This is a genomic window from Streptomyces sp. KLMMK (genome assembly GCF_036961605.1).
GTDB lineage: Bacteria > Actinomycetota > Actinomycetes > Streptomycetales > Streptomycetaceae > Streptomyces > Streptomyces telluris.
This window is the reverse complement of the sequence record NZ_JBAMDC010000021.1, coordinates 29,700-53,184: the sequence shown is the minus strand read 5'-3', so window position 1 is coordinate 53,184 and position 23,485 is coordinate 29,700. Positions and strand designations below refer to the sequence as shown.

The window sequence follows — 23,485 nt, the reverse complement described above, 5'->3', positions numbered from 1 at the left end:
GGCACGATGAGCTCCGAGGCGGAGTTCCAGACGCCGCCGAGTACGAGCTCGCCGGCCCGGTCCGGTATCAGCAGCAGCGCCGTGCCCCAGAGCAGCGCGGCGGCGGCCTGTCCGCCGCCCAGCAGGAGGCAGAACGGGGCGAGGCGGTGCGGGGCCCGTCGCAGCACCCGTGCCGCCTCCGCGACGGTGACCAGCGACAACCCCATCAGCAGGGCGAGGAACGGGCCGAGCAGGAGTTCCGCGCCCCGGACGGCACCCACCGCGCCGACCCCGGCGATCGCGCCGAGCCCGTACGCCCGCAGTTGGCTCGCGCCGCTGAGGCTGACGTTCTCGACCAGGTACCGGTAGCCGAGATCACGCTGCTCGCGAAGCCACCCGCGCGCTCGGGTCGGCCGGGGCCGGATGCCGGACTGGAGGCAGCCGTACCCCGCGGCCACCGCGGCGGCCGCGCCCCAGGCGAGCACGAAGGCGGCCACGCTGCCCACGCGGGCCGCCACGATCATCGCCGGGACGAGCGCGACGCCCCACACGAGGTCGTTGACGAACGCCTTTCGCCCGGTGCCGGCGGCGAAGAACGCGAACCGCCAGGCGTCCTGCAGCAGCAGCGCCGGCAGTACGACGCCGAGGCAGGCGAACGCGGGCCCCACGCGGCCGCCGAGGCCGAGACCGACCAGCAGGCACGCTGCGCCGAGTGCGGCACCGACGCCGAGCGCGGCCCCCGACGAGCGGGCCGTCGCCGCGCGCCAGGACGCGTCCGGCACACCGCTGAAGCGCACCACGAGCGGGTCGGTGGCCAGCCCGCGGGCGACGTTGAGCACCACGCCGTAGGTCAGCCAGGCCAGGCTGAACACGCCGAACGCGGTCAGCCCCAGCGAGCGTGCCACGTAGATCCCCACCGCGAAGTTGGTCATGCTGGAGGCCGCCTGGTCGGCCAGTCCCCAGGACAACCGGCCGACGACGGCCCGCCTGGCGGTCCGCCGGGCGCCGGCGGACCGGTCCGCAGGTGCCGTCGTCTTCTCCCCCTCGGTGGTCACCGGCGTCATGCCTTGATCAGCCCGGCGCTGTGCAGGGCCCCGGCCGCGACGGCGACGGTGTCGAACGGCAGCCCGGACCGCTCGGCGACGTCCAGCAGACTGTGCTCGCCGTCGGAGAGGCTGAGCACCCAGAGCATGGCCATCTGGGTCTGCTTCGCGTCGCTGCGGCCGCCGAGCGAGTCGTACAACCCGCGCCGCCCCAGCTGTGGTTCGCCGTAGGGGCTGAGGTTGACGTACCGCCGGTTGCGGTCGAGGAGGGCGAACGCCTCGCGGCAGACTGCAAGGGTGTCCGCCAGCGCCTCCGGGGAGACGAAGTCCGGGTTGTCCGCCGAGGTGTGGTACTCGGGGTACCCGGCGTACGGGGTCCGGCTGAGCGAGCCCACGCCGAGATCGAACCCGGGGGAGCAGTACTGCCGCTCGTCGTAGCCGTACGGAGTGAACTCGTTGACGCTGTGCGGGCGTTCGGAGGCGGCGAGCACGTGCCGCATCACCCGGTCGATCTCCGCGTCGCCGCGCCTGCTCTGCTTGTACGTCAGCTGTCCCGGGTCTCCGGCGCAGGCCAGCACGAGCCCGTGCTTGACCTGCTCGATCCGCTCGGCGTTGCGGGCCAGCCAGGTGATCGCCCCGATGGTGCCGGGCGCGTAGATGAACCGGTAGGTGTAGTAAGGGGTTTCCTGCGCCAGCGCGCGGGCCAGGAACGTCGCCACCGCGATGCCTGCCAGGTTGTCGTTGGCCAGCGACGGGTGGCAGACGTGGCAGGAGACGATCACCTCGTCGGGGACCTGCCCGGGGACGACGTGCTCGGCGTAGGTGAGGTGGCCATCCGCGAGTGTGGAGTCGATGCGCACCTCGTACTCGCCGTCCGGCAGCGCGTCCAAGGTCTCCTGGGCCAGGCAGAATCCCCATTCCGGCTTGTAGTAGCTGGTGCGGTACGGCACCCAGGCCGGGTGGTCCGGCAGGGTGTGCAGGTGCGCGCGGAGCTCGGCCAGCGGCATGGTCGCCGATACCGGCACGCTGTAGCCGAGCACGTGCAGGCTGGACGCGGCGAAGTCGACGACCCGGCGGCCGGTGCCGTCGGCGACGTACGCGTCCCGGATGTTCCACTCCTGCGGGACCGTCCAGTCGAGCACCTGCGTCCCGGTCGGCACCTCGTGCACCTGCAGCGGGACGTACTCGCCGACGATCTCCAGGGTGGCGCGCACACCGTCGCCGGTGATGCTCCGGCAGAGCGGGTACAGCCGCTCCACCAGTGCGTGCATCTCCTCGCCGACTGCGGTCACCGGCGCCGCCGCAGGGTGTCGTCGACGGCGCCCGCCTCGGACGCCGCGCGCAGCACGGCAAGCCGGGTGAAGCGTTGCTCGAAGTCCTCCCGGACCAGCCCGAACTTCCTGTAGGAATCGGCGAGTTCGAGCGCGCCCTGCTGCACGGTCCACTCGCAGCCGAAGCCGGGTATCGCGGCGCGGAACCGGGAGAAGTCCACCCGGTACGAGCGCGGATCGGCACCGGTCTCCCCGGTGATCACCACCTTCGCGCCGGACACCGCCTCGGCGACCTGCTCGGCGATCTCGGCGACCGTGACGTTGTTGGTCTCGCTTCCGATGTTGAACGCCCGGTCGTGCACCGCTTCGCGCGGCGCGGTCAGCGCGGCCGCGAAGGCCCGTGCGATGTCGGCGGCGTGCACCAGCGGGCGCCAGGGGGTGCCGTCCGAGAGCACGAGCACCTCGCCGGACAGGAGCGCGTGGCCCACCAGGTTGTTCAGCACGATGTCGGCGCGCAGCCGGGGCGAGTAGCCGAAGGCGGTGGCGTTGCGCATGAACACCGGGCTGAAGTCGCCGTCGGACAGCGCGTGCAGGTCGTCCTCCACCCGTACCTTGGACTCCGCGTACGGCGTCACCGGGCGCAGCGGGGCGTCCTCGGTCACCAGGTCGCCCCCGCCGGCAGCGCCGTAGACCGAGCACGTCGACGCGTACAGGAAGCGCCGCACTCCGGCGTCGCGGGCCAGCCGGGCCAGCCGTACGGACGCGTGGTGGTTGATGTCGTAGGTGAGCTCCGGCGCCAGTGACCCCAGCGGGTCGTTGGACAGAGCGGCCAGGTGGATCACGGCGTCCACCCCGGCCACGTGCTCGGCCGTGACGTCGCGCAGGTCCACCCGGTGCCCCGGCGGGTCCGCGGGCGGCGGGCCGAGGAGGCAGTCGGCGAACAGGCCGGCGTCAAGACCGACGACTTCGTGCCCGGCGGCCGCGAGGACCGGGGCCATCACGGTGCCCAGGTAGCCTTGGTGTCCGGTCAGCAGTACGCGCAAGGTTCATTCCCCCAGCTGGAAAGCGCCCAGATCGAGCGTGAGTTTGGTGACGGCGAACGCCTCGGCGTAGCGCGCGTGGCATTCGATGCCGCGGATCCGTGCGAGGCCGAGGAAGGCCTCCCGGTCGTACCAGGGCCGGTGCCGCTGCGAGGGGTAGTGCTCCTGCAACAGCCGCACCTTCTGTTCGGCGACCTCCGGCGACAGCGGCTGGTACGCCGAGGGACGGCCGAGGTCGCCGTCCCACTTGACGATCTCGTAGCCGAGCACGAGGTGGTCGCGGAATGCGGTGGGTATCAGCTTCGCCAGACCGCAGTGGTCCTGGTGCGCATCGTCGGTACGCGGCGCAAGCACCAGATCCGGCTCGGTCCGCTCGCGCAGCTCCTCGACCGCGGCCTTGGCCTCTTCCCAGTGCGCGGGCATCCGGCCGTCCGGCAGCTTGAGCACGGTCAGCCGCAGATCGGCGCCCGGGCAGAAGGCGGCGAGCGCGGCCTGCTCCTCCTGCTCCCGCTCGCTGCCACCGCCGGAGAGCACCAGCGCGTCGACGCGGATACCGGGCCGCGCGAGACACAGCGTCAGCAGCGTGCCGCCGGCGCCGATGGCGATGTCGTCGCAGTGCGCGCCCACCGTGACGATCCGGTCCAGGCGCCCGGCTCCGAGCCGGATCACGCCCTTGCTCCTGCGGTGTCCCGTTCCCACACGGCCCACGGACGGTCGCCCTGTGCGTACGCGCCGTCGAGCGCGGCCCGCTCCTTCACGGTGTCGGTCGGCTTCCAGAAGCCGCGGTGCTGGTGCGCCACCAGCCGGCCGCGCTTGGCCAGCTGGGCGCATCCGTCGGTGACCAGGTCCCCGTTCTCCGGTATGTGGTCGAAGACCTCCTGGCGGAGCACGAAGTAGCCGCCGTTCTCCCACAGCGGCAGTTCGCTCACCGCGGTGATGCCTCCCACCAGGCCGTCCTCGCCCAGGTCCACGCAGTGGAACGAGGACTGCGGCGGCACCACCATCATCGACGCCCCGGCGTCACGCCGGGCGAACCGGTCGATCATCTCGTCCAGCGGGGCGTCGGTGAGCACGTCGGCGTAGTTGGCGAGGAACATCTCGTCGCCGTCCAGGTGGTGCCGCACCCGGCGCAGCCGCTCCCCGATCGGCGACTCGATGCCGGTCTGCGCGAACGTGATCGTCCAGTCCGCGATGTCGGTGGACAGCAGCTCGGTCCGCCCGCCGCGCAGCACGAAGTCGTTGGACGCCGTCTCCTCGTAGTTGAGGAAGAAGTCCTTGATGTGGTGTGCCCCGTACCCGAGGCACAGGATGAACTCCGTGTGCCCGAAGTGTGCGTAGTAGCGCATGACGTGCCAGATCAGCGGCCTGGGGCCGACCATCGCCATCGGCTTGGGCACGTCGTCCGCGGCACCGCTGCGCATCCGCATCCCGTAACCGCCGCAGAACAGTACGACCTTCATGCTGTGACCTTTCGAGACGCGACCTCGGCAATGCTCAGTTCCGGGATGGGGAAGACCAGCCGGCCGCCCCACTCGTGGATGAAGGACAGCTGCTCGATCAGCTCGTCCCGCAGGTTCCACGGGAGGACGAGCACGTAGTCCGGCTTGTCGGCGGCCAGCTGCTCGGGCGGCAGGATCGGGATACGGGTGCCCGGGGTGAACCTGCCGTGCTTGTAGGGGTTGCGGTCGACCGTGTACGCGAGCAGGTCGGGCCGGATGCCGCAGTGGTTGAGCAGGGTGTTGCCCTTGCCCGGGGCGCCGTAGCCGACCACCGTCTCGCCGCGCTCGGCCGCCTCGATGAGGAACCGCAGCAGGTCCCGGCGCACCTTGGCCACCCGGGCGGAGAACTCCGTGTACCCGGACAACTCCTGCAGCCCGGCGGCCTTCTCCTTGGCCAGTACGTCGGCCACCCTCCGGGACGGCTCGCCGGCCACCTCGGCCGGCCGGGCCCACAGCCCGATGGAGCCGCCGTGCGTGGGCAGCAGCTCGACGTCCACGAGCGCGAGTCCACCGCTCGCCAGGGCCCGGATCGCGGACGCGACCGTGTAGTACTGGAAGTGCTCGTGGTAGATCGTGTCGTACTGGTTCTTCTCGATCAGGGTCAGCAGGTGCTGCACCTCGATGGAGACCCAGCCGTCGTCGGCGACCAGGGCGCGCAGCCCCTGGGTGAACCCGGCCACGTCGGGGATGTGCGCGTACACGTTGTTGGCCACGACCAGGTCCGCCGGGCCGTGCCCGGCGCGGACGGCCGCGCCGGTGGCCGGGTCCAGGAACTCCGTGAGCGTGGGCACACCCGCGTCCCGCGCCGCGGCACCGACGTTCACCGACGGCTCGATGCCCAGGCAGCGGATCCCCCGGTCCACCACATGCTTCAGCAGGTACCCGTCGTTGCTCGCCACCTCGACCACGAAGGCGTCGGGGCCGAGACCCACCCGCGCTGCGGCGTCGGCGACGAACGCGCGCGCGTGCTCCACCCAGGAGGTCGAGTACGAGGAGAAGTAGGCGTACTCCTTGAACGTCTCCTCCGGCGTGATCAGCGGAGGGATCTGCGCGAGCCAGCACCCGGTGCAGACCCGCAGGTGCAGCGGGTACGCCGGCTCCGGCCGGTCCAGTTGGTCCGCGGCGAGAAAGCTCTCGCACGGCGGGGTCGCCCCCAGATCGACGACGCTCCCCATCGCCGCCGAGCCGCAGAGTCTGCATCGTGTCATCTACTGCCCCCATTCCTGCCCGCGCGGGTGCCCCGCCGCGAGCCGGCGTTCCCATTCCCTGCCGGCGGCGGGCCGTCCCCGCCGCCGGACCGGCCCGCGATCGCGGTCCGGTACCCCTCCACCAGGCGCTCAAGCCCGACAGCCGGGCTGAACCCCTGCTCGTAACGGCGCCGGGCCGCCTGGCCGATCTCCCGATTGCGGGCCGGCCCGGTCGCGATCCGGCGCACGCAGGACGCGAGCGAGGCGGGATCGCCCGGCCGGTGCAGCAGCCCGGTCACCCCGTCCTCGACGAGTTCGACGAAGGCGCCGTGGCCGGCGGCGACGGCCGGGACCCCGGCCGCCATCGCCTCCGCGACCACCAGGCCGAACGTCTCCATGGCCATCGAGGGAGCCACCACGGCGACCGACCGTGCGACGGCCTGCCGGCACTGGGCCGGGTCCAGCAGGCCGACGTACCGCACGTCGTCCCGGCCCGCCGCCCAGGCGGTCACCTCCCGCTCCAGCGGCCCCGCGCCGGCGATCACGAGCGGCACGCCCACACCGCCGCTCGCCGCGATCTCGTCCCATGCGGCCATGAGCAGCCGCACGCCCTTGGTCTCCGCGAGCCGGCCGAGAAAGAGCAGGTGCTCGCCGGTGCCCGCCCGGCAGACGCCCGGGTCGGGTACGAAGTTGTGCTTCACCGCCAGCCGCTCGGCCGGCATGCCCGACCGCACCAGGACGTCGCGCTGCGCCGCCGAGATGCAGAAGAACCGCTCCACGCCGGACCACCACCGCCGCCGGTTGACCGACAGGCCGACCGCGAGCGGCACCGTCGCGAGCCGGGAGCCCCGGTAGCAGCCGTGCCGGACGGCGGGCAGCGCCGCCGCCGACCCGACGCACTCGGTGCACGACCGGCCGTCCCGGTGCAGCGTGCCGGGCGGGCAGACCTGGGTGTAGTTGTGCAGCGTGGCGACGGCGGGCACGCCGGCGTCGGCGCAGGCGGCAAGGACCGCGGGCGACAGGAGCGGGAAGACGTTGTGGACGTGCACCACGTCCGGCCGCTCGGCGCGGAGCCGGGTGGCGAGCTCTGCGCGGACCGCCGGATTCCACGGCACGAGGAGCGGCACCGCGGCCTTGGCGAGGAGGGACCGGGCGGCGATGTCGTCGCTGCGCCGCTCGAACACGCCGACCCGGTGGCCGGCCGCGCGCAGCAGCCCCACCTCCTCGTCGACGACCCTGTTCTCCCCGCTCGGCTGCGCCGAGGAGTAGCGGTTGTGCACCACAAGGACGTGCATGTCTGACGTCACCTCCGGGCCCATGGCGGGATACGTCGTCGAAGGACCGCGGTCGCCGGGAGGGGCGTGGCCGCGGCGGGTGCCGCAAGCAGCGAGGCAGCCAGGGCCAGGTGCAGCAGATACGGCGAGGCGTCGCCGAGACCGGCCTCGGTGTACGACGAGATCGCGACGTAGCCGATCAGGAAGATCGCGCAGGCCCTCGGCAGCGACGGTGGCCGCAGCAACGCGACGCCGCCGAGGACGATGATGATCGCCGCCACGAGGGTGACGCCGATCAGACCCTGCTCGTGGTAGACGGCCAGCCAGCTGTTGTCGATCGGCAGCCCGCCGAACGACTTGTCGCCCAGGCCCGTGCCCAGCGCTTTCTCCCCGGTCGTGCGGGGCGCTGCCAGCAGGGCGTCCCAGACCTTGGCCCGGCCGGTGAGGTTGGAGAAGTTCTCCTGGCTCTGTCCGCGCAGGAACCACGCCTGCAGCGCGGAGCTGAACACCACCGTGGCCACCGTGGCGCACAGCACCGTCCAGGCGAAGAACCGGCGGGCGGCGGCGCTGGTCAGGATGAGCGAGCCGATCGCCAGTACCAGCCCGATGATCAGGCCGAGCGTGGCCGTCCGGGTATGGGTCATCGCGAGCAGGGCGAGTGACGGCACGATGACCAGCGCCGCGCCGCCCCCGGTGGTCCGGCGGCCCAGCAGGAGCAGCACGGTGAGCCCGGTGATCACCGCGGCGTACTGCCCGATCTGCGGCGGGGTGAGCGGCCACAACGCGCCGACGAGGCGTCCGCCGTAGTACTCGGGCATCGCCGTGCCCGGAGAGACGACCAGGCCTGCGGCCACCAGCACGAGCACCGCGAAGTACATCCGGACGTGGTACCGGACGAACGTCAGGCTGCCGTCCCACCAGCGGCTGAGCAGCCACAGTACGCCGACGAAGAGGGCCAGCCGGGTGCAGCGGAACAGCGCGCCGTAGCCGACGGCCAGGTTCGCGCTGGAGATCACGCTCGGCACCAGCAGCAGGGTGAGCAGGAACGCGAAGGCGCCGGCGCGGATGCGCAGCCGGAGATTGAGCACGAGCGCCAGCGCGAACGCGGCGACCAGCGCACCCATGGTGGCCAGCTGGATGAGGGAGCGAGGCAGCGGGACGATGGTCTTCGCCCCCGCGGACCCGAGCGTGTTGAGGGCCAGCAACGCCCAGACGATCCCGACCGCCTTCGGTGTGCCGGCAGGGCGTGGTCCGGCACCGGGCTGCGTGCCCGCCGTGTCCGGTCCGCCCGGCGGTCCGCCGCGCATCAGGTCCCGGCCCATCTCAACCACCGGCCTGTGGGGCGAAGGTGCTGCTCACGTCCTGCTGGTACGGCGCGCCCTGCCACTGCCCGGAGTCGAGCTTCCGGCCCGGGTCGCCGGCGACGAAGCTCCACGGCCCGCGGTAGACGTTGTCGTGCCAGTGGTTGTCCTGCTTGTGGACGATCGCCTCAGCCACCCGCTTGCCCTTGTACGGCGACCAGTCCGGAAAGGTGCCGTAGTTGGCGAGGACCGCCATGCGGTCGCACTCCACCGTGCACTTGACGACGGACGGGTCAAGGACGAAGCGGTTGCCGTGGATGTCCACCCGCCGGGTCTTCCACCGGCAGTCGTCGTAGAGCGGTGCGGTGGCGATCGCCGGCCGCGTGCAGCGGCCGGTGTCCTTCACCAGCAACGTGCAGTAGCCGGTCGAGGTGTTGGCCGGGCTGTTGCAGAACCGGTCGGCGCTTTCCCACAGGGTGATGCCGTTCCAGTTGTTCTCCAGCACGTTCCGGTAGATCTCGATCTTGTCCGTGCGGGCTCGGATCCGTGGTTCGCCGCCGGCCTCGGACACGTAGACCGTCGCGTACGGGAAGGTGTCGCCGCGGTCGGCGTGCTTGCGGCCCTCGACCCAGTTGTTCCGCCGGATCGTATTGTTCCGGATGACCGCGTTGTAGCTGGTCTCGTACATCAGCGCGGCACCGTCGTTGGCCTCGAGGACGTTGTCCTCGATGCGGAAGTCATTGTTGTTGTTGTCCGCCCACAACCCGGCTCCGCGGTTGTCGTGCACCCAGTTGCCGCGGACGTCGGCGCCGTCGACGGCCCAGAACTTGATGCCTCCGGTGCAGCCGCAGCCCGGCCGCTGCCGCTCCCAGCCGTCGGTGTTGTTGCCCACGATCTCGTTGCCCTCGACCACCAGGCCGCGGATGGAGTCACCGGTCTTGTACGCGTTCATTCCGTACTGCCCGTTGCTGCGCAGGCAGCTGGCGCGCACCTGCTGACGGGCACCGGCCATCAGCCCGGCGCCGGAGTTGTACTGGATCGCCGCGTGCTCGATCACCCACCCGTCGGCCATGTCATGGTTGACCACGCCCTCGTTGTTGGGCGCGACGAAACCCTGCACGGTCAGGTAGCGGATGGCGACGTCGCCGGCGGTACCGCCGAACGCGTACTGGTTGGTCTTCCGGCCGTCGAGCACCGCACCCGGCGCGCCCAGGTAGCTGTCCCCGTCCTTGGGGACGACCTGGGCGTAGCGGTCCGGCTCGAGCCTGTGCGTGCCCGGTCGAAGCCAGAACGTGGTGTTCGGGGGGCTGCTCCTGGTCTTCGCGGCCAGGTCACCGACCACCGCGGGGTCGACCGTCACCGCGCCCGCCGGCGCTTGCGCAGGCCCGGCCCCGGGCTCGGCGCACACCCGGGCCACGGACGTGGAGGGTACGCCGGACGTGGATGGCGCCCCGGACGTGGATGGCGCACCGCCCGGCTCCGCCGGGGCGTCCGACGCGCTCGTACAGCCGGTCGCCGCAGGCAGGACCAGCACCAGCGCTGCCGCCGGGAACGCCCAGTGCCGCCTCTTGATCACCACGCGTCCCCCCGGCCGCGGAACCTGAGTACGGTGATGAACCCCTCCGCGCCGTCGGCAAAGCCGGTGCCGACCAGCGTGGTGGAGGGTTCCTTGCGCCCGAAGCCGGGGGAGTACCAGCCCAGCGGCGGGTCCGTCTCGCCGCGATGGGCCCGCCAGCACAGCTGCCCGGGCAGGTCGAGCACCGCGGAGCGGTCCTCGCCGTCCCGGCTCCAGGTGAGCACTGCCCGGTTCCCCACCAGGTCCGCGGCGATCGCCGGGCCGAGGTGGAACGCCAGGTGTACGGCCCGGCGCAGGCCGCGCCCCTCGTCAACCACCCGCACCTCGTCAACCACCCGCAGCTCCCGGCTCGCGGCGGTCAGCTCCACCCGGCGGCGGTGCACGCAGCCCTGGTAACCGTCGTGCTCGGCGCACCAGCGGGCCGTCCCGCCGGAGGTATCCGCGACCAGGACGCGGCTGCGGGCATGCCGGGTCCACAGGAACGGGCCGCCGGAGACGGACTGGTCACCGCCGCCCCATTGCAGGGTGTTGTGGCCGAGGGTCGACCGGAAGTACTGCCGCCACTCGGGCTGCCCGTGGTAGCAGTACGTCCCCGGGTCGGCGAGCACGTCGACCCCGTCGTGCCGGACCTCCACGGACAGCGCGTCCGCGTGGGCATGCGCGGCGATGGACAGGAACCCGTGCGGACCACCGTCGCAGCGGCACCAGATCTCCGCCGGGCCGCGCAGGATGGTCATGCCCGCGTCGGCGAAGTGGTCCGGCCGGCTCGCCGGACGGGATACGGCCGGCGCGGTCCCGTTCTTCGGGCAGGGCCGGATGAGCGAGGCGAGCAGCGGGGTGCGCACATCGTCGCCGGTCGCCGCCGGCCACCAGGCGAGCCGGCCGAACACGGCATCTCCGGTGGCCAGCAGCGAGGCCCAGCGGTCGGTGCCCGCGCCGTCCACGACCAGACCGTGCCCGTCGTCCGCGTCCCCCTGGCGCGGCGGCCGTAGCCGTCCGTCCACGACGGCCGCGAGCGCGTCGGTCATCCGCAGCAGCACCAGCCGGACCGACGCGGGGACCGGCACGGCGGCGGCGTCCGCCTCGGCCACCGCGGCCAAGCCGAGCTCCAGCACCAGTCCGTGGTACTCCGTGGCCAGTTCGCGGTTGAGGCCGGATCCGAAGGTGTTGCTGCGCAGATGCCGCTCCAGCGACCGCAGCGCGCCGGCCCGCCACCGCGCCGAGGAGGGGAACCACGCGAACGCGCAGGCCGCGGCGAACTGCCCGGCGGCCTCGGCGATGACGTGGTTGTTCGCCGAAGACCCCCGGCTGGGGAAGGCGGCCAGCCAGCGCTGGTGGTGCCAGATCTGGTGCAGCGCCACCGGGTTGCCCTCGAACAGCCCGGCCGCGCCCGGCCAGCCGTCGAGCAGCCGGCGGATCCACACCCAGGACAGCAGCCGGATCCCCAGCTCGATGCCGCTGATCCAGTGCACTCCGCGCAGCGGCGCATTGGCCGCCCACCACGACCGCAGGTGCTCCGCCACTCGCTCGGCGTACCGCTCGTTCCCGGTGACCGCGTAGGCGGCGGCGAGCACGGTGAGGTACTGGTGCCGGGACGGCTCCCAGATCTGCTTGATGTCCCCGACCGCGTCCTCGTTCCGGTACGGCACGTCGAAGGCGTACCCCCACGGAGCCCGCCGCCCGGTCTTCGGGTCGTACCACCAGTCCGGGTCGGCCAGGTCGTCGCGGTCCACCCCGAAGTACCCGCCGTGTCCGGCCATCAGCCGGTCCGCCTCGGCGACGAGACGTTTCGCGGCGTCCGGCGGCACAGTGGCGATCGTCCCCGCGGGCAGTACTGCGGTGAACCGGGCGCCCGTCACGCTCGGGCAGTCCGGCAGCGCCGACCGCCACCGCCGCCTGCGCACCGTGTCGCCCACCCGGCCGCCGATCTCCCGCGGCCCCATCCGGGACAACCGCCGCAGGTACCAGCCCGCGGTGATGGTCATCGCGCCCTCGCCAACGTCACCGGCGCGCCGCCGGCCAGGCCGGCCTGCACGGCGAGGGTGGCCGCCGTGGTGGCGACCAGCGACTCCACCGGCACCGGCATCGGCCCTCCGGTCCGCACGGCCTTGATGAACGCGGCCAGCTCGGCGTTCTGGCCCTTGTCCCGGGCCCTGGGCAGCCGCGAACCGACCCACCGCTTGCGGCGGCCGTCGTAAACAGCGGCACGGACGAAGTCGTCGAGCCGCAGCACCTTGCCGTCCGCGACGAGGTCCAGCGTCTCCTTGGGGAAGCCGGGCGCGCCGGTGGTGACGTAGCTGATGGTGGCGGTGGACCCGTCCGGGTAGCGGAGCACGGCCTGCAGGTCCTCGTTGCCGGACGTGGCGACCGCGTACACCGATACCGGGTCGGCCCCCAGCAGCCAGCTCGCCGTGTCGATGAAGTGCCCGCCCTCGCCGGCGAACCGCGAGCCCTCGGTGCCCTGCTGGAGGTACCAGCTGCCGTGCTGCAGCCGGCCCGCGTTGACCAGGTAGCGCAGGCTCGCCGGCCCGGTCCGGGCGCCGAACCGCTTCCTGGCCTCCTGCAGCAGCGGCGCGAACCGGCGGTTGAAGCCCACCTGCAGCCGGTCGTTGCCGGACTCCTCCACCGCCGCGAGCACGCCGGCCAGCTCGTCCTCGGTGAGCGCCAGCGGCTTCTCCACGAACACCGCCTTGCCGGCGAGCAGCGCCCTTCGGGTCAGTTCGGCGTGCGAGCTGTGGCGGGTGACCACGAACACCGCGTCGATGGACGGGTCGCCGAGCACGGCGTCGAGATCGGTGGTCGCCTCGGCGAAGCCGAACTTCCGCTTCGCATTGGCCGCGGACAGCGCCGTCGTGGTGACGACCGCCGACAGCGCGACGCCCTCGCGCTGCGCCAGGTGAGGCAGCAGCATCGACGTCGCGTAGTTCCCTGCGCCGACGAACGCCAGCCGTACCGGCGTCTTGACGGGCCGGGTCGGAGCGGGCGCTCTGCCGTCGCGTCGCACCGCGGGAACCGCCACCGCCGGGGCCTCCGCTTCGCCTTCCCCCACGTGATCGGGGTACCGGAACAGCACGGCCACGGCCTTCAGTTCGCCGTCCTTCAGACGCCGGTACGTCTCGACGGCGTCATCGAAGTCGGCGATATGGGAGACCAAGGGCTCCACGTCGACGCGGCCGTGGGCGACGAGATCGAGGAAGCACGCCAGGTTGCGGCGCTCGGTCCAGCGCACGTAGCCGATCGGGTAGTCGCGCCCGTCGAGCTCGTACTCCGGGTCGTAGCGCCCGGGGCCGTAGCTGCGGGAGAACCGGACGTCGAGCTCCTTCTCGTAGTACGCGTTCCACGGCAGGTCCAGGCGGCACTTGCCGATGTCGACGACCCGGCCGCGGTCCCGGCAGAGCCGGGCGGCCAGCTCGACCGGCTGGTTGCTGCCGCCGCCGGCGGCCAGGTACACCTGGTCCGCACCGTGACCGCCGGTGAGCTCGGCGACGGCGGCCTCCACGGCCGTGGACGCGGGGTCGCCGCAGGCCGCGGCGCCCAGGCGTTCGGCGAGTTCGCAGCGCACCGGGTCGGGGTCGGCCCCGACGACGCGGACCCCCGAGGCGGCCAGGAGCTGCACCACCAGCTGCCCGATCAGCCCGAGGCCGATGACCAGCGCCACGTCGCCGAGTTGCGGCTCGCCGCGGCGGACGCCCTGCATCGCGATCGACCCGACGGTGCCGAAGGCGGCGTGCCGCGGCGCGAGGCCGTCGGGCACCCGGGTGTAGAGGTTCTTCGGCACCCAGTTCAGTTCGGCGTGCAGCGCGTGCTCGTTGCCGGCGCAGGCCACGAGGTCGCCGGCCTTCACGTCGTCGATCCCCGTGCCGACCTGCTCGACCACCCCGCACAGCGAGTAGCCGAGCGGTGTGTAGGAGTCCAGCTTGCCCATCACCTTGCGGTAGGTGGCGGGCACCCCGTTGGCGGCCACGCTCTGCACGACCTTGGCCACCTGGTCCGGCCGGGAGCGGGCCTTGCCCAGCATCGACATGCCGGCCTCGGACACCTTCATGAGCTCGGTCCCGGTGGAGATCAGCGAATAGGCGGTGCGGACCAGCACACCGCCCGGCTTGCACCCCGGCACCGGCACGTCGAGCACCGCCAGCTCGCCGCTCTTGTAGTTCTGCACGACCTGTTTCACCCGAAGTCCCCTTGATTCTCAGCCGTCTTCCACGCCGCCGGACGAGCGTCCCGGCCGGACCCGGAGGTCGCGTCGCGGTACCAGTACTCGAGGGTCAGCACGTGCCACAGATGCTTGGAGAAGTCCCGCTGCCCGGCAGCGTCCTCGGCGACCATGCGCGCCAGCGCGTCACGGCGCAGGAACCCGGAACCGACGAGTACGCCGTCGTGCACCACCTCGCGCACCAGCGGTGCCAGATCCCGGCTCATCCAGGCGCGCAGCGGGGCGCTGAACAGGCCCTTGGGCCGGTACACGATCTCCCGGGGCAGGATCGAGGAGGCCGCCTCCTTGAGGACGGCCTTGCCCTGCCGTCCGACGATCTTCCGATCGCCGGGCACGGCGAACGCCGCCTTGACCACCTCGACGTCCACGTACGGCACCCGCACCTCGGTCGACGCGGCCATGCTCGACCGGTCCGTGTAGGCGAGGTTCAGGCCCGGCAGGAACATCCGGGCATCGCCCAGGCACATGCGGTTGACGAAGTCGTCGAGGTCGTTGTCCTGGTAGACGTCCGCGTGCTCGGTCAGCACCTCCTCGACGGTCCCGGCCAGGTCCGGATTGATCAGGGCGAGCAGTTCGTCCTGGCCGTACATGGTGTAACTGCGCCGGAACGCGGTCTCCTCCGGCAGTTCGGCGAAGGAGAGGAAGCGCTTCGCGAACCGCACCGACCGGAACCCCCGGCGGGCCGTGGCGACCGGCAGCCGGTCCACGGCCCTGGACAGTCCGCGCCGCAGGGGCCGCGGGACGCGCTGGTAGCGCAGCGCGATCAGGTTGGCCAGGTGCTTGCGGTAACCGGCGAACAGCTCGTCGGCACCCATCCCCGAGAGCATCACCTTGACCCCGGCCTCCCGGGCGGCCGAGCAGATCAGGAAGGTGTTGATCGCGGCGGGGTCACCGATCGGCTCGTCCAGGTGGTACGTCATCCGCGGCAGCAGGTCGAGCACGTCCGGAGCGATCTCGATCTCATGCAGTTCGACGCCGAACCGCTCGGCCACCCGCCGGGCATGGCGGAGGTCGTCCGGCATCGCCTCGAACTTCGCGTCCTCGGCGCGGAACCCGATCGTATAAGCGGAGATCCCGGGCTTTCCTCGGGCCGCCAGCGCGGTCAGATAGCTGGAGTCGAGACCGCCGGAGAGGAAGGTCGCCACGGGTACGTCGGAGAGCAGGTGGCGTCGAGTGGACTCCTCGACGATGGCGGCCAGGTCGGGCCTCTCGCCGCGCCGTGCCCGCTCCCGGCCCTCGGCGGCGACGTCCTTGAGGTGCCAGTACCGGCCGCGTTCCACCCGGCCGTCGGGCCCGATGCGCAGCCAGGTCCCCGGCGGCAGCTTCTCCGCCTCGCGGAACGCGCACCGCGAGTCCGGCACCCAGTAGTACAGGAGCGAGGCCACCAGCGCGGCATGGTCCACCTGCAACGACCCGCCGGCGGCGGCGAGCGCCTTGAGCTCGGAGGCGAACACCAGGCCCTCACCGCGCCGGAGCAGGAAGAGCGGCTTGATGCCGAGCTGGTCGCGGGCGAGCACCAGTTCACCGGTTCGCTCGTCGAAGATCCCGAACGCGAACATCCCGCGCAGCCGGGGCAGGCAGTCCGTGCCCCAGCGCCGCCAGGCCTCCAGCAGCACCTCGGTGTCGGAGGTACCGCGGAAGCGCACCCCGGCGGCCGCCAGTTCGGCACGCAGCTCGGGCGCGTTGTACAGCTCGCCGTTGTACGTCAGAACCAGGCCGCCCGAGGCCATCGGCTGGGCGCCGGTCCCGGACAGGTCGATGATCGCCAGCCGGCGGTGCCCGAGGTGCACTTCGCCGTCACCGGCGGGGTGGCTGTACCGGCCCGCCCCGTCCGGGCCGCGGTGGGCGAGGATATCGGTGAGCCGGTCGGTCACGGACTTCCCGTCCGGCCATCGGTAGGTGCCTGCGATGCCACACACGTCTTACCGCGCCTCCTGGTCGCTGTCCGGGACCGGTGCGGTCCACAGGGGCAGCCGCTCGGTTCGCCGCCGGCCATCCCCCACTGCCTGAACGGCGTGGGAGGTACCCCCACCGTTCTGCCGGGCCGTCCGCTCGCTCCGGCCGCGCAGCGCGGTGTGCAGCCCGTCCCACAGCGTGCCGTCGGTCCGGTCACGCGGATCGGGGTCGATCAGCACCACACCGATCACCGGGATGTGCTGGTCCGCGAGCTGCCGCGCCACCGTGTGCAGCCATGCGGCGCTGCCGTGCCCGGCACGCACGACGAGCACGGTCCGGGTGCCGAGGTACTGGAGGTCGGTCCACGCCGTGCCGGGCGCCACCGAGCCGACGCCGAGCCGGCGCTCCTGATGCGACGCGGCCGCGGCACGCTCGCCCCTGACCACGGCCGGGTCTCCCGGCCTCGGGCGGCGGTCGGCGAGCTGCTCGCCGGGCAGGCCGTCGACGACGACCACCGGCCCCTCCTCCGCCAGCGCACCGGCGAGGTCCAGGGCCATGGCCATCGTGCTGCGCGCACAGCCCAGTTCGAGCAGCGACACCGGTTCCGCGGAGCCGCGCACGGTGCGGGCCAGGGTCGTGGTGAGCCGTTCGCGTGCCGCCCGGGCCCGCCGGCGCCGCCACGGCCCGGGCGACCGGCGGGGCAGCTCCGCGATGACCGAGGCGCCTAGGTTCGCCGCGATGTCCCGGCGCAGCACGGGGCGGTCCGCCACCACCGTGCCGACCGCGGCCACCGCGAGCCCGAGGACGAGCCCGAGGACGGCTCCGATCCCGGCGTCGGTGACAGCGGCCCTGGGCAGGGAGTGCCGCACCGCGCGCGGGGCGTCCACGACCTGGGTGCCGGCGATGAGCTGCGGGGTGCCGACGCGCGCCTCCGCGGCGCGCCGGCCGAAATCGGTGATCCGCGAGGTGAGCTCGGCCCGGCGGGCGAAGAGCGACTCCATGTTCGCCGACGCCTTCGGCCTGCTCTGCGGCGGTCCGTCCCCGATCGCCTTGTCGACCTGGGCGAGTTCGTCGCGCATGCGGTCACGCTGGTCGAGCAGAGCCTTGGCCTGGGCGTTCGCGGCTTCCTGTATACGCCTCACATGGTCCGCGACGAACGCCTCGGCCAGCGCCTCGGCCCGCGCCACCGCCTTCGCGTCGCTGTCACCCGTCACATGGATCTGCAGCAGGTTGTTGGTCAAGCCGGTCCCCCCGTAGTCCCGCAGGAAGTCCTCCGGCTCTTCCTGGGACCCCAGGGACTGCAGGGCCTTCCTGGCGATCCCCGAGGTTTGCAGCAGCGCGACGTCGGTGCGGATCAGCGTTCCGGAGTCGTTCGGCTGATCCGCCTGGTGCGCGACCAGTACCGCGGTCACCGCGGTCGGCCGCGGCGGCATCAGGACCGCCACCGCCGCGCCGATGAGCAGCCCGAGCAGCGCCATGGAGGACCAGAGGCGGCGGCGCCTGCGCACCGCGACCACCAGAGCCTGCAAGTCGAGGAGCGGAGCAGCGGACGACGACTCCGAAGCCGTACTCGTCGTCACCCTGACCCTCCCCGCGCGGTAAGCCCCACCGCGATCGCCGGCGTGGCGCCGTCCGCAGGATCGCCGGCGGACCGCGTCGGACGGGCCCGGACCGGGCCGGCGACGACAACGCCGACGACCTCGTGCCCGGCGTCCGCGCACGCCCCGGCGATGCCGGCGAGCTCCTCCGCGGTCCAGCTGCCCGCGCTGAGCACGACCAGGGCGCCGGACTCGGCGTCACGGTCCGGTACCAGCGGCCGGGACACCGAAACCCCCACCACCCGCAGCATGGGGTATCCCCTGCTCGAAGAGCTTGAGGAAGGATCGTTCCCGGCCTCGGCGACGAGCTGCCCGGCGGCCCGGCGGGCGATCCCGTCGCCGTCCGGGACGACGACCAGCAGCCGCCGGGGGGCCGGCAGCCGGTCCCGGAGGCGTGCGCACACCCGCCGGTAGCGGATCTGTCTGCCGGCCTCGTCGCCGGAGGCCTGCGGGGCCGGCATGTCCCACGGGATGTCGGTGCCGAGCAGCCGGCGGATGCGGGCCCGTGGGCCACGGGCTTCCGGCCGGTGCACGGGGCGTTCACCAGGTACGTCGACGGTGCCGAGCAGCGCCGAGCCCAGCGCAGCGGCGATCTCCGCTTCGGTGCGCAGCCGGCGACTCGTCCGTGCGGCCGTGAGATGGCCGATGACCGCGAGCAGGAAGAACAGCAGCGCCCCGGCGGCGGTGAGCTGCATCCTCGTCGGCGGTGCTTCGCCGGCCGGCCGGGCCGCCGGCCCCATGACGACCATGGTGGCCTTGCCGGCAGCAGGGCCGGCCTGGTCCAGCTTCTTCATGGCCTCCTGCAGCACGGTGCGCAGCTTCGTGAGCTCGGTGCGGCCCTGCACGCTCTCGACGGTCCGCCCCGGATTCGCCGCATCGGCCAGCTCGGTGATGCGGCGGCTGGTCTGCGCCACCAACTGCCGCAGCGCCTCGGGCCCTGCCGCTCCGGGGTCGGTGCCGTCGCCTGCGATCCGCGCGGCGAATGAGACGAACTCCTTGGCCACCTGGTCGGAGAGCCGCTGCGCGCGCTCCGGGGTGTCGGCCGTACCCGAGATCTTGATGATGTTCCCGTCGGCGGCCTTGGCGCTCACCCGCTCCCGCAGCTCGCTGCCGCTGATCCCGGTCCAGCGGAGCGTGGCGGCCGCGCGGTCGACCACCACCGAACTGGCCGCGATCTCCGCCTGGGTCAGCAGTTCGCGCTCCTGCCACGCCCCCGGCAGCAGTACCGATGCCGAGGTCGTGTAGCGCGGCGGAAACAGCAAAGAGGTGCCGTAGCCGACGAGCGCACCCACCACGGCAAGGACGGTGAGAAGCCGACGGCGCCGACGGATGATCCGGCCGATGGTGACCAGGCGTATCGTGTCATCGCTCAACGCTGCGGCCACCTCCCCGCCCGGTCCCGGCCGCCCGCCGGCAGCGGAGCGTCGTCACCGCAGGCAGCGGCGTAGGCGGCGAGCAGCGATCTCTGGGAGTTCCGCCAGGAGAGCGGCCCGCTGATCCGCTCCTGGCCGATCCTGCCCATCCGGGCCCGCTTCTCCGGATCGTCGAGGAGCAGCGTGATGAGCTCGGCGAACTCGGCCTCGTCGTTGGCGTGCGCGTAGACGGCGGCGTCGCCGGCGGAGACCCGCGCCTCCCGGAGGTCGAACGAGACGATCGGCCGGCCCATCACCATGTACTCCAGGACCTTGTTCATGGTCGACACGTCGTTGAGCGGATTGCGCGGGTCGGGCGAGAGACATACGTCCGCGGTGGACAGGTAGCGCACCAGGTCGGCGTCCGGAATGCGCCCGGTGAACTGCACCTGCTCCGAGAGCCCGAGCCGCCGGGACAGCTCCACCATCGCGTCGTAGGCGTCGCCGGCGCCGACGAACACCGCATGCCAGTCGGTCCGCCCGAACGCGTCGCGCAGCTTCGCCAGGGCCCGCAAGGCGTAGTCGACGCCGTCCTGCGGGCCCATGACGCCGAGGTAGCACAGCAGATGACGCTTGCCGCGCTTCAGCTCCGGCTCGGGCGGCACCGGCCGGAACCGGTCGGTGTCGGGCGCGCTGCGCACCACGAATACGTCCTCCGGCCGCCGGTTCCCACGGCGCAGCGCGACGTCCCGGTAGCTCTCGTTCGTGGCGAGCACGACGTCCGCGGCCCGGTAGGTCCGCCGCTCCAGCGCGCACACGGCGCGGTAGAGCAGGTCCTCGCCGCGGCCGAACCGGGAGAGGTACAGCTCGGGCACCAGGTCGTGCTGGTCGAAGACGAACCGCGCGCCGCGCCGCTTCAGCCACAGGGCCGGCAGGAACAGCAGGTCGGGCGGGTTGCAGGCGTGGACCACGTCGACCGGGCCGACCTTGCGGGCCAGCCGGACCGTATGCCACAACGCCGATCCGTACTCCCGCAGGTAACCGGCCGGCCCTCCGGTGGCCGCGCGCAACGGGTAGCGGTGGATGCGCACCCCGTCGATCTCCGCCTCCGGTTCCGTGTCCCGCTTCTCCCCCCGGGGACAGATGACGTGCACCGTCCAGCCCGCGTCGCGCAGCGTTGTGCACTCCTGCCACACCCGCCGGTCGAACGGCACCGAGAGGTTCTCCACCAGGATCAGCGCGCGCCGGCCCGGCCGGTCGCCGCTCGTCGCGTCACCAGGCAAGGCCCGTGTACCCCGGCTCGGTCCGGCGCGCCTCGGCGTCGGGAAGACGGATGAGGTCGACGATCGCCGGCCCTTCGCCATGGGGCAGCACCGACAGCACGGCCGGGTCCCTGGTCCCGACCACGCACACCTCGGCGTGCTCGAACACCTCGCCGACGGAGTCCGTGAGGAGATGCGCGAGGTGCGGCAGCCGGGTCTCGATGTACACGCGGTTCGCGCCCAGCAGCCGGGAGAGGTTCACGTTTGGGTCGTAGATCCGCAGGTCGTAACCCTTGCCGAAGAGCCTCTCCGCCAGCTCGACGAGCGGGCTCTCGCGCAGGTCGTCGGTGCCGGGTTTGAAGGACAGCCCGAACAGGCCCACCCGGCGCTTGCCGGTGCGCTCGACCAGCTCCACCGCGCGCTGCAGATGCTCGGAGTTGGAGGGCAGCACGTGGGCGAGGATGGGCACCGAGACGTCGGCCCGTTGCGCCGCGTGGACCAGGCTGCGCAAGTCCTTGGGCAGGCAGGAGCCGCCGAAGGCGAAGCCGGGCCGCAGGTAGGCCGGGCTGATGTTCAGCTTGCGATCGGCCAGGAACACGTCCATCACCTGGTGCGAGTCCACCCCGAGCGCCCGGCACACCGCGCCCAGCTCGTTCGCGAAGCCGATCTTGAGGCTGTGGAACGCGTTGTCCGCATACTTGATCGCCTCGGCCGTCGGGACCGGCACCCGGAACACCTGGCCGGGCAAGCCGTCGTACAGCGCCGCCACCACGTCGCCGCTCGCCGGGTCGAGCTCGCCGATGACGGTCTTGGGCGGGTCGAAGAAGTCCCGCACGCTCGTGCCCTCGCGCAGGAACTCCGGGTTGACCGCGACTCCGAAGTCCACCCCGGCAGTGCCGCCGGCGTACTTCTCCAGGATCGGTACGAGCAGGTTCAGGCAGGTGCCCGGGAGCATGGTGCTGCGGAACACGACGGTCTGCCGCCCGCCCCGCTCGGCCACCGCGGCGCCGATCTCTTCGGTGACCCGCTCCAAGTACGTGGTGCACAGGCTGCCGTTGGGCTCCGACGGCGTGCCCACGCAGACCAGTGACACCTCGCTGCCCGTGATCGCCTCGCGGACGTCGGCGGTGGCGCGTAACGCCCCCGCCCGCACGACCTCGGCGATGAGCTCACCGATCCGCTCCTCGACCACCGGGGCCTTGCCGTCGTTGACCAGGTCGACCTTCACCTGGCTCACGTCCACCCCGATGACCTCATGACCGAGGCTGGCCAGGCACGCGGCCGACACGCAGCCCACGTAGCCGAGCCCCAAGACGCTGACTCTCATGATCCGTTCCTCCCCCTGGCAGGCCCTTTGCGGCCTGCCGTCCGTGCACCGACCGGACGACGCCCCACCCGCGCGTCAGTAGGCCCCCTGACCCTGAAGCACCGCACGCAGCGTCTTCCACAAGATCACTGTGTCGAGGGCGAGCGACCAGTCCTCCACGTACCGCAGGTCGAGGCGGATCGCCTCCTCCCACGGCAGGTCGCTGCGTCCGCTGATCTGCCACAGGCCGGTGAGCCCGGGCTTGACGAGGAGCCGCCGCCGGATGTCCGGGTCGTACGCGGCGCACTCCTCCGGTAGCGGAGGCCGCGGACCGACGAGCGACATCGATCCGGTGAGCACGTTGAAGAGCTGCGGGAGCTCGTCGATCGAGTACCTGCGCAGCACCGTTCCCACCCGGGTCACCCGCGGATCCCGGCGGAGCTTGAACAGCAGGCCGGCACCCTCGTTGAGGCCGGCCAGTTCAGCACGTGCCCGGTCGGCCCCGGCGGTCATGGTGCGGAACTTGAAAATGGTGAACTCCCGGCCGTCCTTGCCGACTCTGCGCTGGCGGTAGAACGCTCCACCCCGGCTGTCCGCCAGCACGAGGAGCCCGACGAGCACCATCAGCGGAGCGAACAGGACCAGCAGGATCGCCGCGCCCATCCGGTCGACGACGCCCTTGACCGCCCGGCGGCCCCCGGTGAAGGTCGGCATGCTGACCCGCAGCAGCGGAATCCCGAGCACCGCGTCGACGTGCAGCCGTGGGCCGGCCACCTCCATCAGCACGGGGGCCACGACCATCTCGGCATCGCTGCCTTCGAGGTTCCAGGCCAGCCGTTGCAGCCGGTCCGGAGACCAGTGCGGGTCCGATGTGATCGCGACGACACGGTAGCCGTCGCGGCGGACGTGGCCCGCGACGTCCGTCAGCCGGCCGACGACGGGCACCCCGTCCAGTTGGTCACCGTCGAGCCCGAGGCCGTCCGGCGTGCACACCGCCTCCACCCGCCAGCCGAGGTGCGGGGACCTGCGGGTCCGGATGATCAGGTCGTGCACGGTGGCCGGGCTCCCGGCAGCGAGCACCGGGCGCAGGCACCGTCCTTCATTGCGCTGTTTGTGCAGCCAGAGGCGCAGCAGATACCGCTCGGTCATGGTGGTGAGCGCGATCGCCGGGATCGCGACGAAGATCCAGAGCTTGATGTTGTGCGAGGTGAGGGCGATCCCACTGAGCGCCAGTACGACGGCTGCCGTGAACAGCGAGCGTCCGAGCCGGCGGAATTCCTCGGCGCCCTGGCCGAGCACGGCCGGAGCCCATGACCGGCTCACCGCAAGGGCCCCCAGCACCAGCAATTCGGTGCCGAAGGCGAGGATTCTCCATTTCTCGTGCCAGTCGGCCGCGTCCCGGACCCCGAAGAAGCCGCCGATCGCCGCCACCACGAAGGCGGTGGCCACGGCATCGCTGGTGATCACGGCACGGCGGTACCGCTGCTCCCAGTCGATCGCGGGCCGACTCATTGCCCCGTTCACCCGACGCCCGCGCGCCGGTGGGAACGGGTTGACTAATTCCCCTAATTCCCCCTCCTGCACAGCCCCTTCCAGGTCGCCAGTGGGCTCGACGTGTTCGCTCCACACTGTTCCTCCCCCCGGGAAGCCCGCGCCCCCCGCACTGTTCCTCCCCTCGGGAGGCC

Annotated in this window: 17 protein-coding genes; all 17 read right to left on the bottom strand. The window is 72.3% G+C overall.

Going from position 1 to position 23,485, the window contains the following annotated elements; translation table 11 throughout:
* On the bottom strand, positions 1–1,034 hold a 1,034-nt coding region (locus V7793_RS06710; protein ID WP_335581983.1), incomplete at its 3' end, for a hypothetical protein.
* A gap of 5 nt (positions 1,035–1,039) precedes the next feature.
* Positions 1,040–2,293 carry a DUF4910 domain-containing protein gene (locus V7793_RS06705; RefSeq protein ID WP_335581982.1) on the bottom strand — a complete coding sequence of 418 codons (1,254 nt, stop codon included), beginning with the start codon at positions 2,291–2,293 and terminating at the stop codon, positions 1,040–1,042.
* Between the two features lie 17 nt (positions 2,294–2,310).
* Positions 2,311–3,336 (bottom strand): NAD-dependent epimerase/dehydratase family protein, encoded by a 1,026-nt coding sequence (locus V7793_RS06700; RefSeq protein WP_335581981.1) that lies wholly within the window; start codon positions 3,334–3,336, stop codon positions 2,311–2,313.
* A 3-nt stretch (positions 3,337–3,339) separates the two neighbouring features.
* On the bottom strand, positions 3,340–4,002 hold the full coding sequence (locus V7793_RS06695) for a PIG-L deacetylase family protein (RefSeq protein WP_335581980.1): 663 nt from the start codon (positions 4,000–4,002) through the stop codon (positions 3,340–3,342).
* Positions 3,999–4,793: a glucose-1-phosphate cytidylyltransferase gene (locus tag V7793_RS06690; RefSeq protein ID WP_335581979.1), complete on the bottom strand. Its 795-nt coding sequence runs from the start codon at positions 4,791–4,793 to the stop codon at positions 3,999–4,001. Before V7793_RS06690 ends, V7793_RS06695 begins: the two co-directional genes overlap by 4 nt.
* Positions 4,790–6,040 (bottom strand): class I SAM-dependent methyltransferase, encoded by a 1,251-nt coding sequence (locus V7793_RS06685; protein WP_335581978.1) that lies wholly within the window; start codon positions 6,038–6,040, stop codon positions 4,790–4,792. Before V7793_RS06685 ends, V7793_RS06690 begins: the two co-directional genes overlap by 4 nt.
* Entirely contained in the window at positions 6,037–7,314 is a 1,278-nt protein-coding gene (locus V7793_RS06680) for a glycosyltransferase (RefSeq protein ID WP_335581977.1), read from the bottom strand. The genes V7793_RS06685 and V7793_RS06680 overlap by 4 nt, the downstream gene beginning before the upstream one ends.
* A gap of 8 nt (positions 7,315–7,322) precedes the next feature.
* The gene (locus V7793_RS06675; protein ID WP_335581976.1) at positions 7,323–8,615 is read right to left on the bottom strand and encodes an O-antigen ligase domain-containing protein; all 1,293 of its coding nucleotides are present in this window, start codon (positions 8,613–8,615) and stop codon (positions 7,323–7,325) included.
* A 1-nt stretch (position 8,616) separates the two neighbouring features.
* Positions 8,617–10,173 carry a right-handed parallel beta-helix repeat-containing protein gene (locus V7793_RS06670; protein WP_335581975.1) on the bottom strand — a complete coding sequence of 519 codons (1,557 nt, stop codon included), beginning with the start codon at positions 10,171–10,173 and terminating at the stop codon, positions 8,617–8,619.
* On the bottom strand, positions 10,167–12,155 hold the full coding sequence (locus tag V7793_RS06665) for an alginate lyase family protein (RefSeq protein ID WP_335581974.1): 1,989 nt from the start codon (positions 12,153–12,155) through the stop codon (positions 10,167–10,169). The genes V7793_RS06670 and V7793_RS06665 overlap by 7 nt, the downstream gene beginning before the upstream one ends.
* Positions 12,152–14,344 carry a bi-domain-containing oxidoreductase gene (locus V7793_RS06660; RefSeq protein ID WP_335581973.1) on the bottom strand — a complete coding sequence of 731 codons (2,193 nt, stop codon included), beginning with the start codon at positions 14,342–14,344 and terminating at the stop codon, positions 12,152–12,154. Before V7793_RS06660 ends, V7793_RS06665 begins: the two co-directional genes overlap by 4 nt.
* On the bottom strand, positions 14,341–16,305 hold the full coding sequence (gene asnB, locus V7793_RS06655; protein ID WP_335581972.1) for an asparagine synthase (glutamine-hydrolyzing): 1,965 nt from the start codon (positions 16,303–16,305) through the stop codon (positions 14,341–14,343). Before asnB ends, V7793_RS06660 begins: the two co-directional genes overlap by 4 nt.
* A 3-nt stretch (positions 16,306–16,308) precedes the next feature.
* On the bottom strand, positions 16,309–17,862 hold the full coding sequence (locus V7793_RS06650; RefSeq protein WP_335581971.1) for a Wzz/FepE/Etk N-terminal domain-containing protein: 1,554 nt from the start codon (positions 17,860–17,862) through the stop codon (positions 16,309–16,311).
* On the bottom strand, positions 17,859–19,253 hold the full coding sequence (locus tag V7793_RS06645) for a Wzz/FepE/Etk N-terminal domain-containing protein (protein WP_335581970.1): 1,395 nt from the start codon (positions 19,251–19,253) through the stop codon (positions 17,859–17,861). The genes V7793_RS06650 and V7793_RS06645 overlap by 4 nt, the downstream gene beginning before the upstream one ends.
* Positions 19,250–20,515 carry a glycosyltransferase family 4 protein gene (locus V7793_RS06640; RefSeq protein WP_335581969.1) on the bottom strand — a complete coding sequence of 422 codons (1,266 nt, stop codon included), beginning with the start codon at positions 20,513–20,515 and terminating at the stop codon, positions 19,250–19,252. Before V7793_RS06640 ends, V7793_RS06645 begins: the two co-directional genes overlap by 4 nt.
* Positions 20,505–21,821, bottom strand: a complete 1,317-nt coding sequence (locus V7793_RS06635) for a nucleotide sugar dehydrogenase (protein ID WP_335581968.1) — start codon at positions 21,819–21,821, stop codon at positions 20,505–20,507. Before V7793_RS06635 ends, V7793_RS06640 begins: the two co-directional genes overlap by 11 nt.
* A gap of 75 nt (positions 21,822–21,896) precedes the next feature.
* On the bottom strand, positions 21,897–23,312 hold the full coding sequence (locus V7793_RS06630; protein ID WP_335581967.1) for a sugar transferase: 1,416 nt from the start codon (positions 23,310–23,312) through the stop codon (positions 21,897–21,899).
* Positions 23,313–23,485: the final 173 nt, after the last annotated feature.

Coding starts and splice junctions, on each gene's coding strand:
- V7793_RS06630 (WP_335581967.1), bottom strand. CDS start 23,312: ATGAGTCGGCCCGCGATCGACTGGGAGCAGCGGTACCGCCGTGCCGTG.
- V7793_RS06635 (WP_335581968.1), bottom strand. CDS start 21,821: ATGAGAGTCAGCGTCTTGGGGCTCGGCTACGTGGGCTGCGTGTCGGCC.
- V7793_RS06690 (WP_335581979.1), bottom strand. CDS start 4,793: ATGAAGGTCGTACTGTTCTGCGGCGGTTACGGGATGCGGATGCGCAGC.
- V7793_RS06685 (WP_335581978.1), bottom strand. CDS start 6,040: ATGACACGATGCAGACTCTGCGGCTCGGCGGCGATGGGGAGCGTCGTC.
- V7793_RS06675 (WP_335581976.1), bottom strand. CDS start 8,615: ATGGGCCGGGACCTGATGCGCGGCGGACCGCCGGGCGGACCGGACACG.
- V7793_RS06705 (WP_335581982.1), bottom strand. CDS start 2,293: ATGCACGCACTGGTGGAGCGGCTGTACCCGCTCTGCCGGAGCATCACC.
- V7793_RS06665 (WP_335581974.1), bottom strand. CDS start 12,155: ATGACCATCACCGCGGGCTGGTACCTGCGGCGGTTGTCCCGGATGGGG.
- V7793_RS06680 (WP_335581977.1), bottom strand. CDS start 7,314: ATGCACGTCCTTGTGGTGCACAACCGCTACTCCTCGGCGCAGCCGAGC.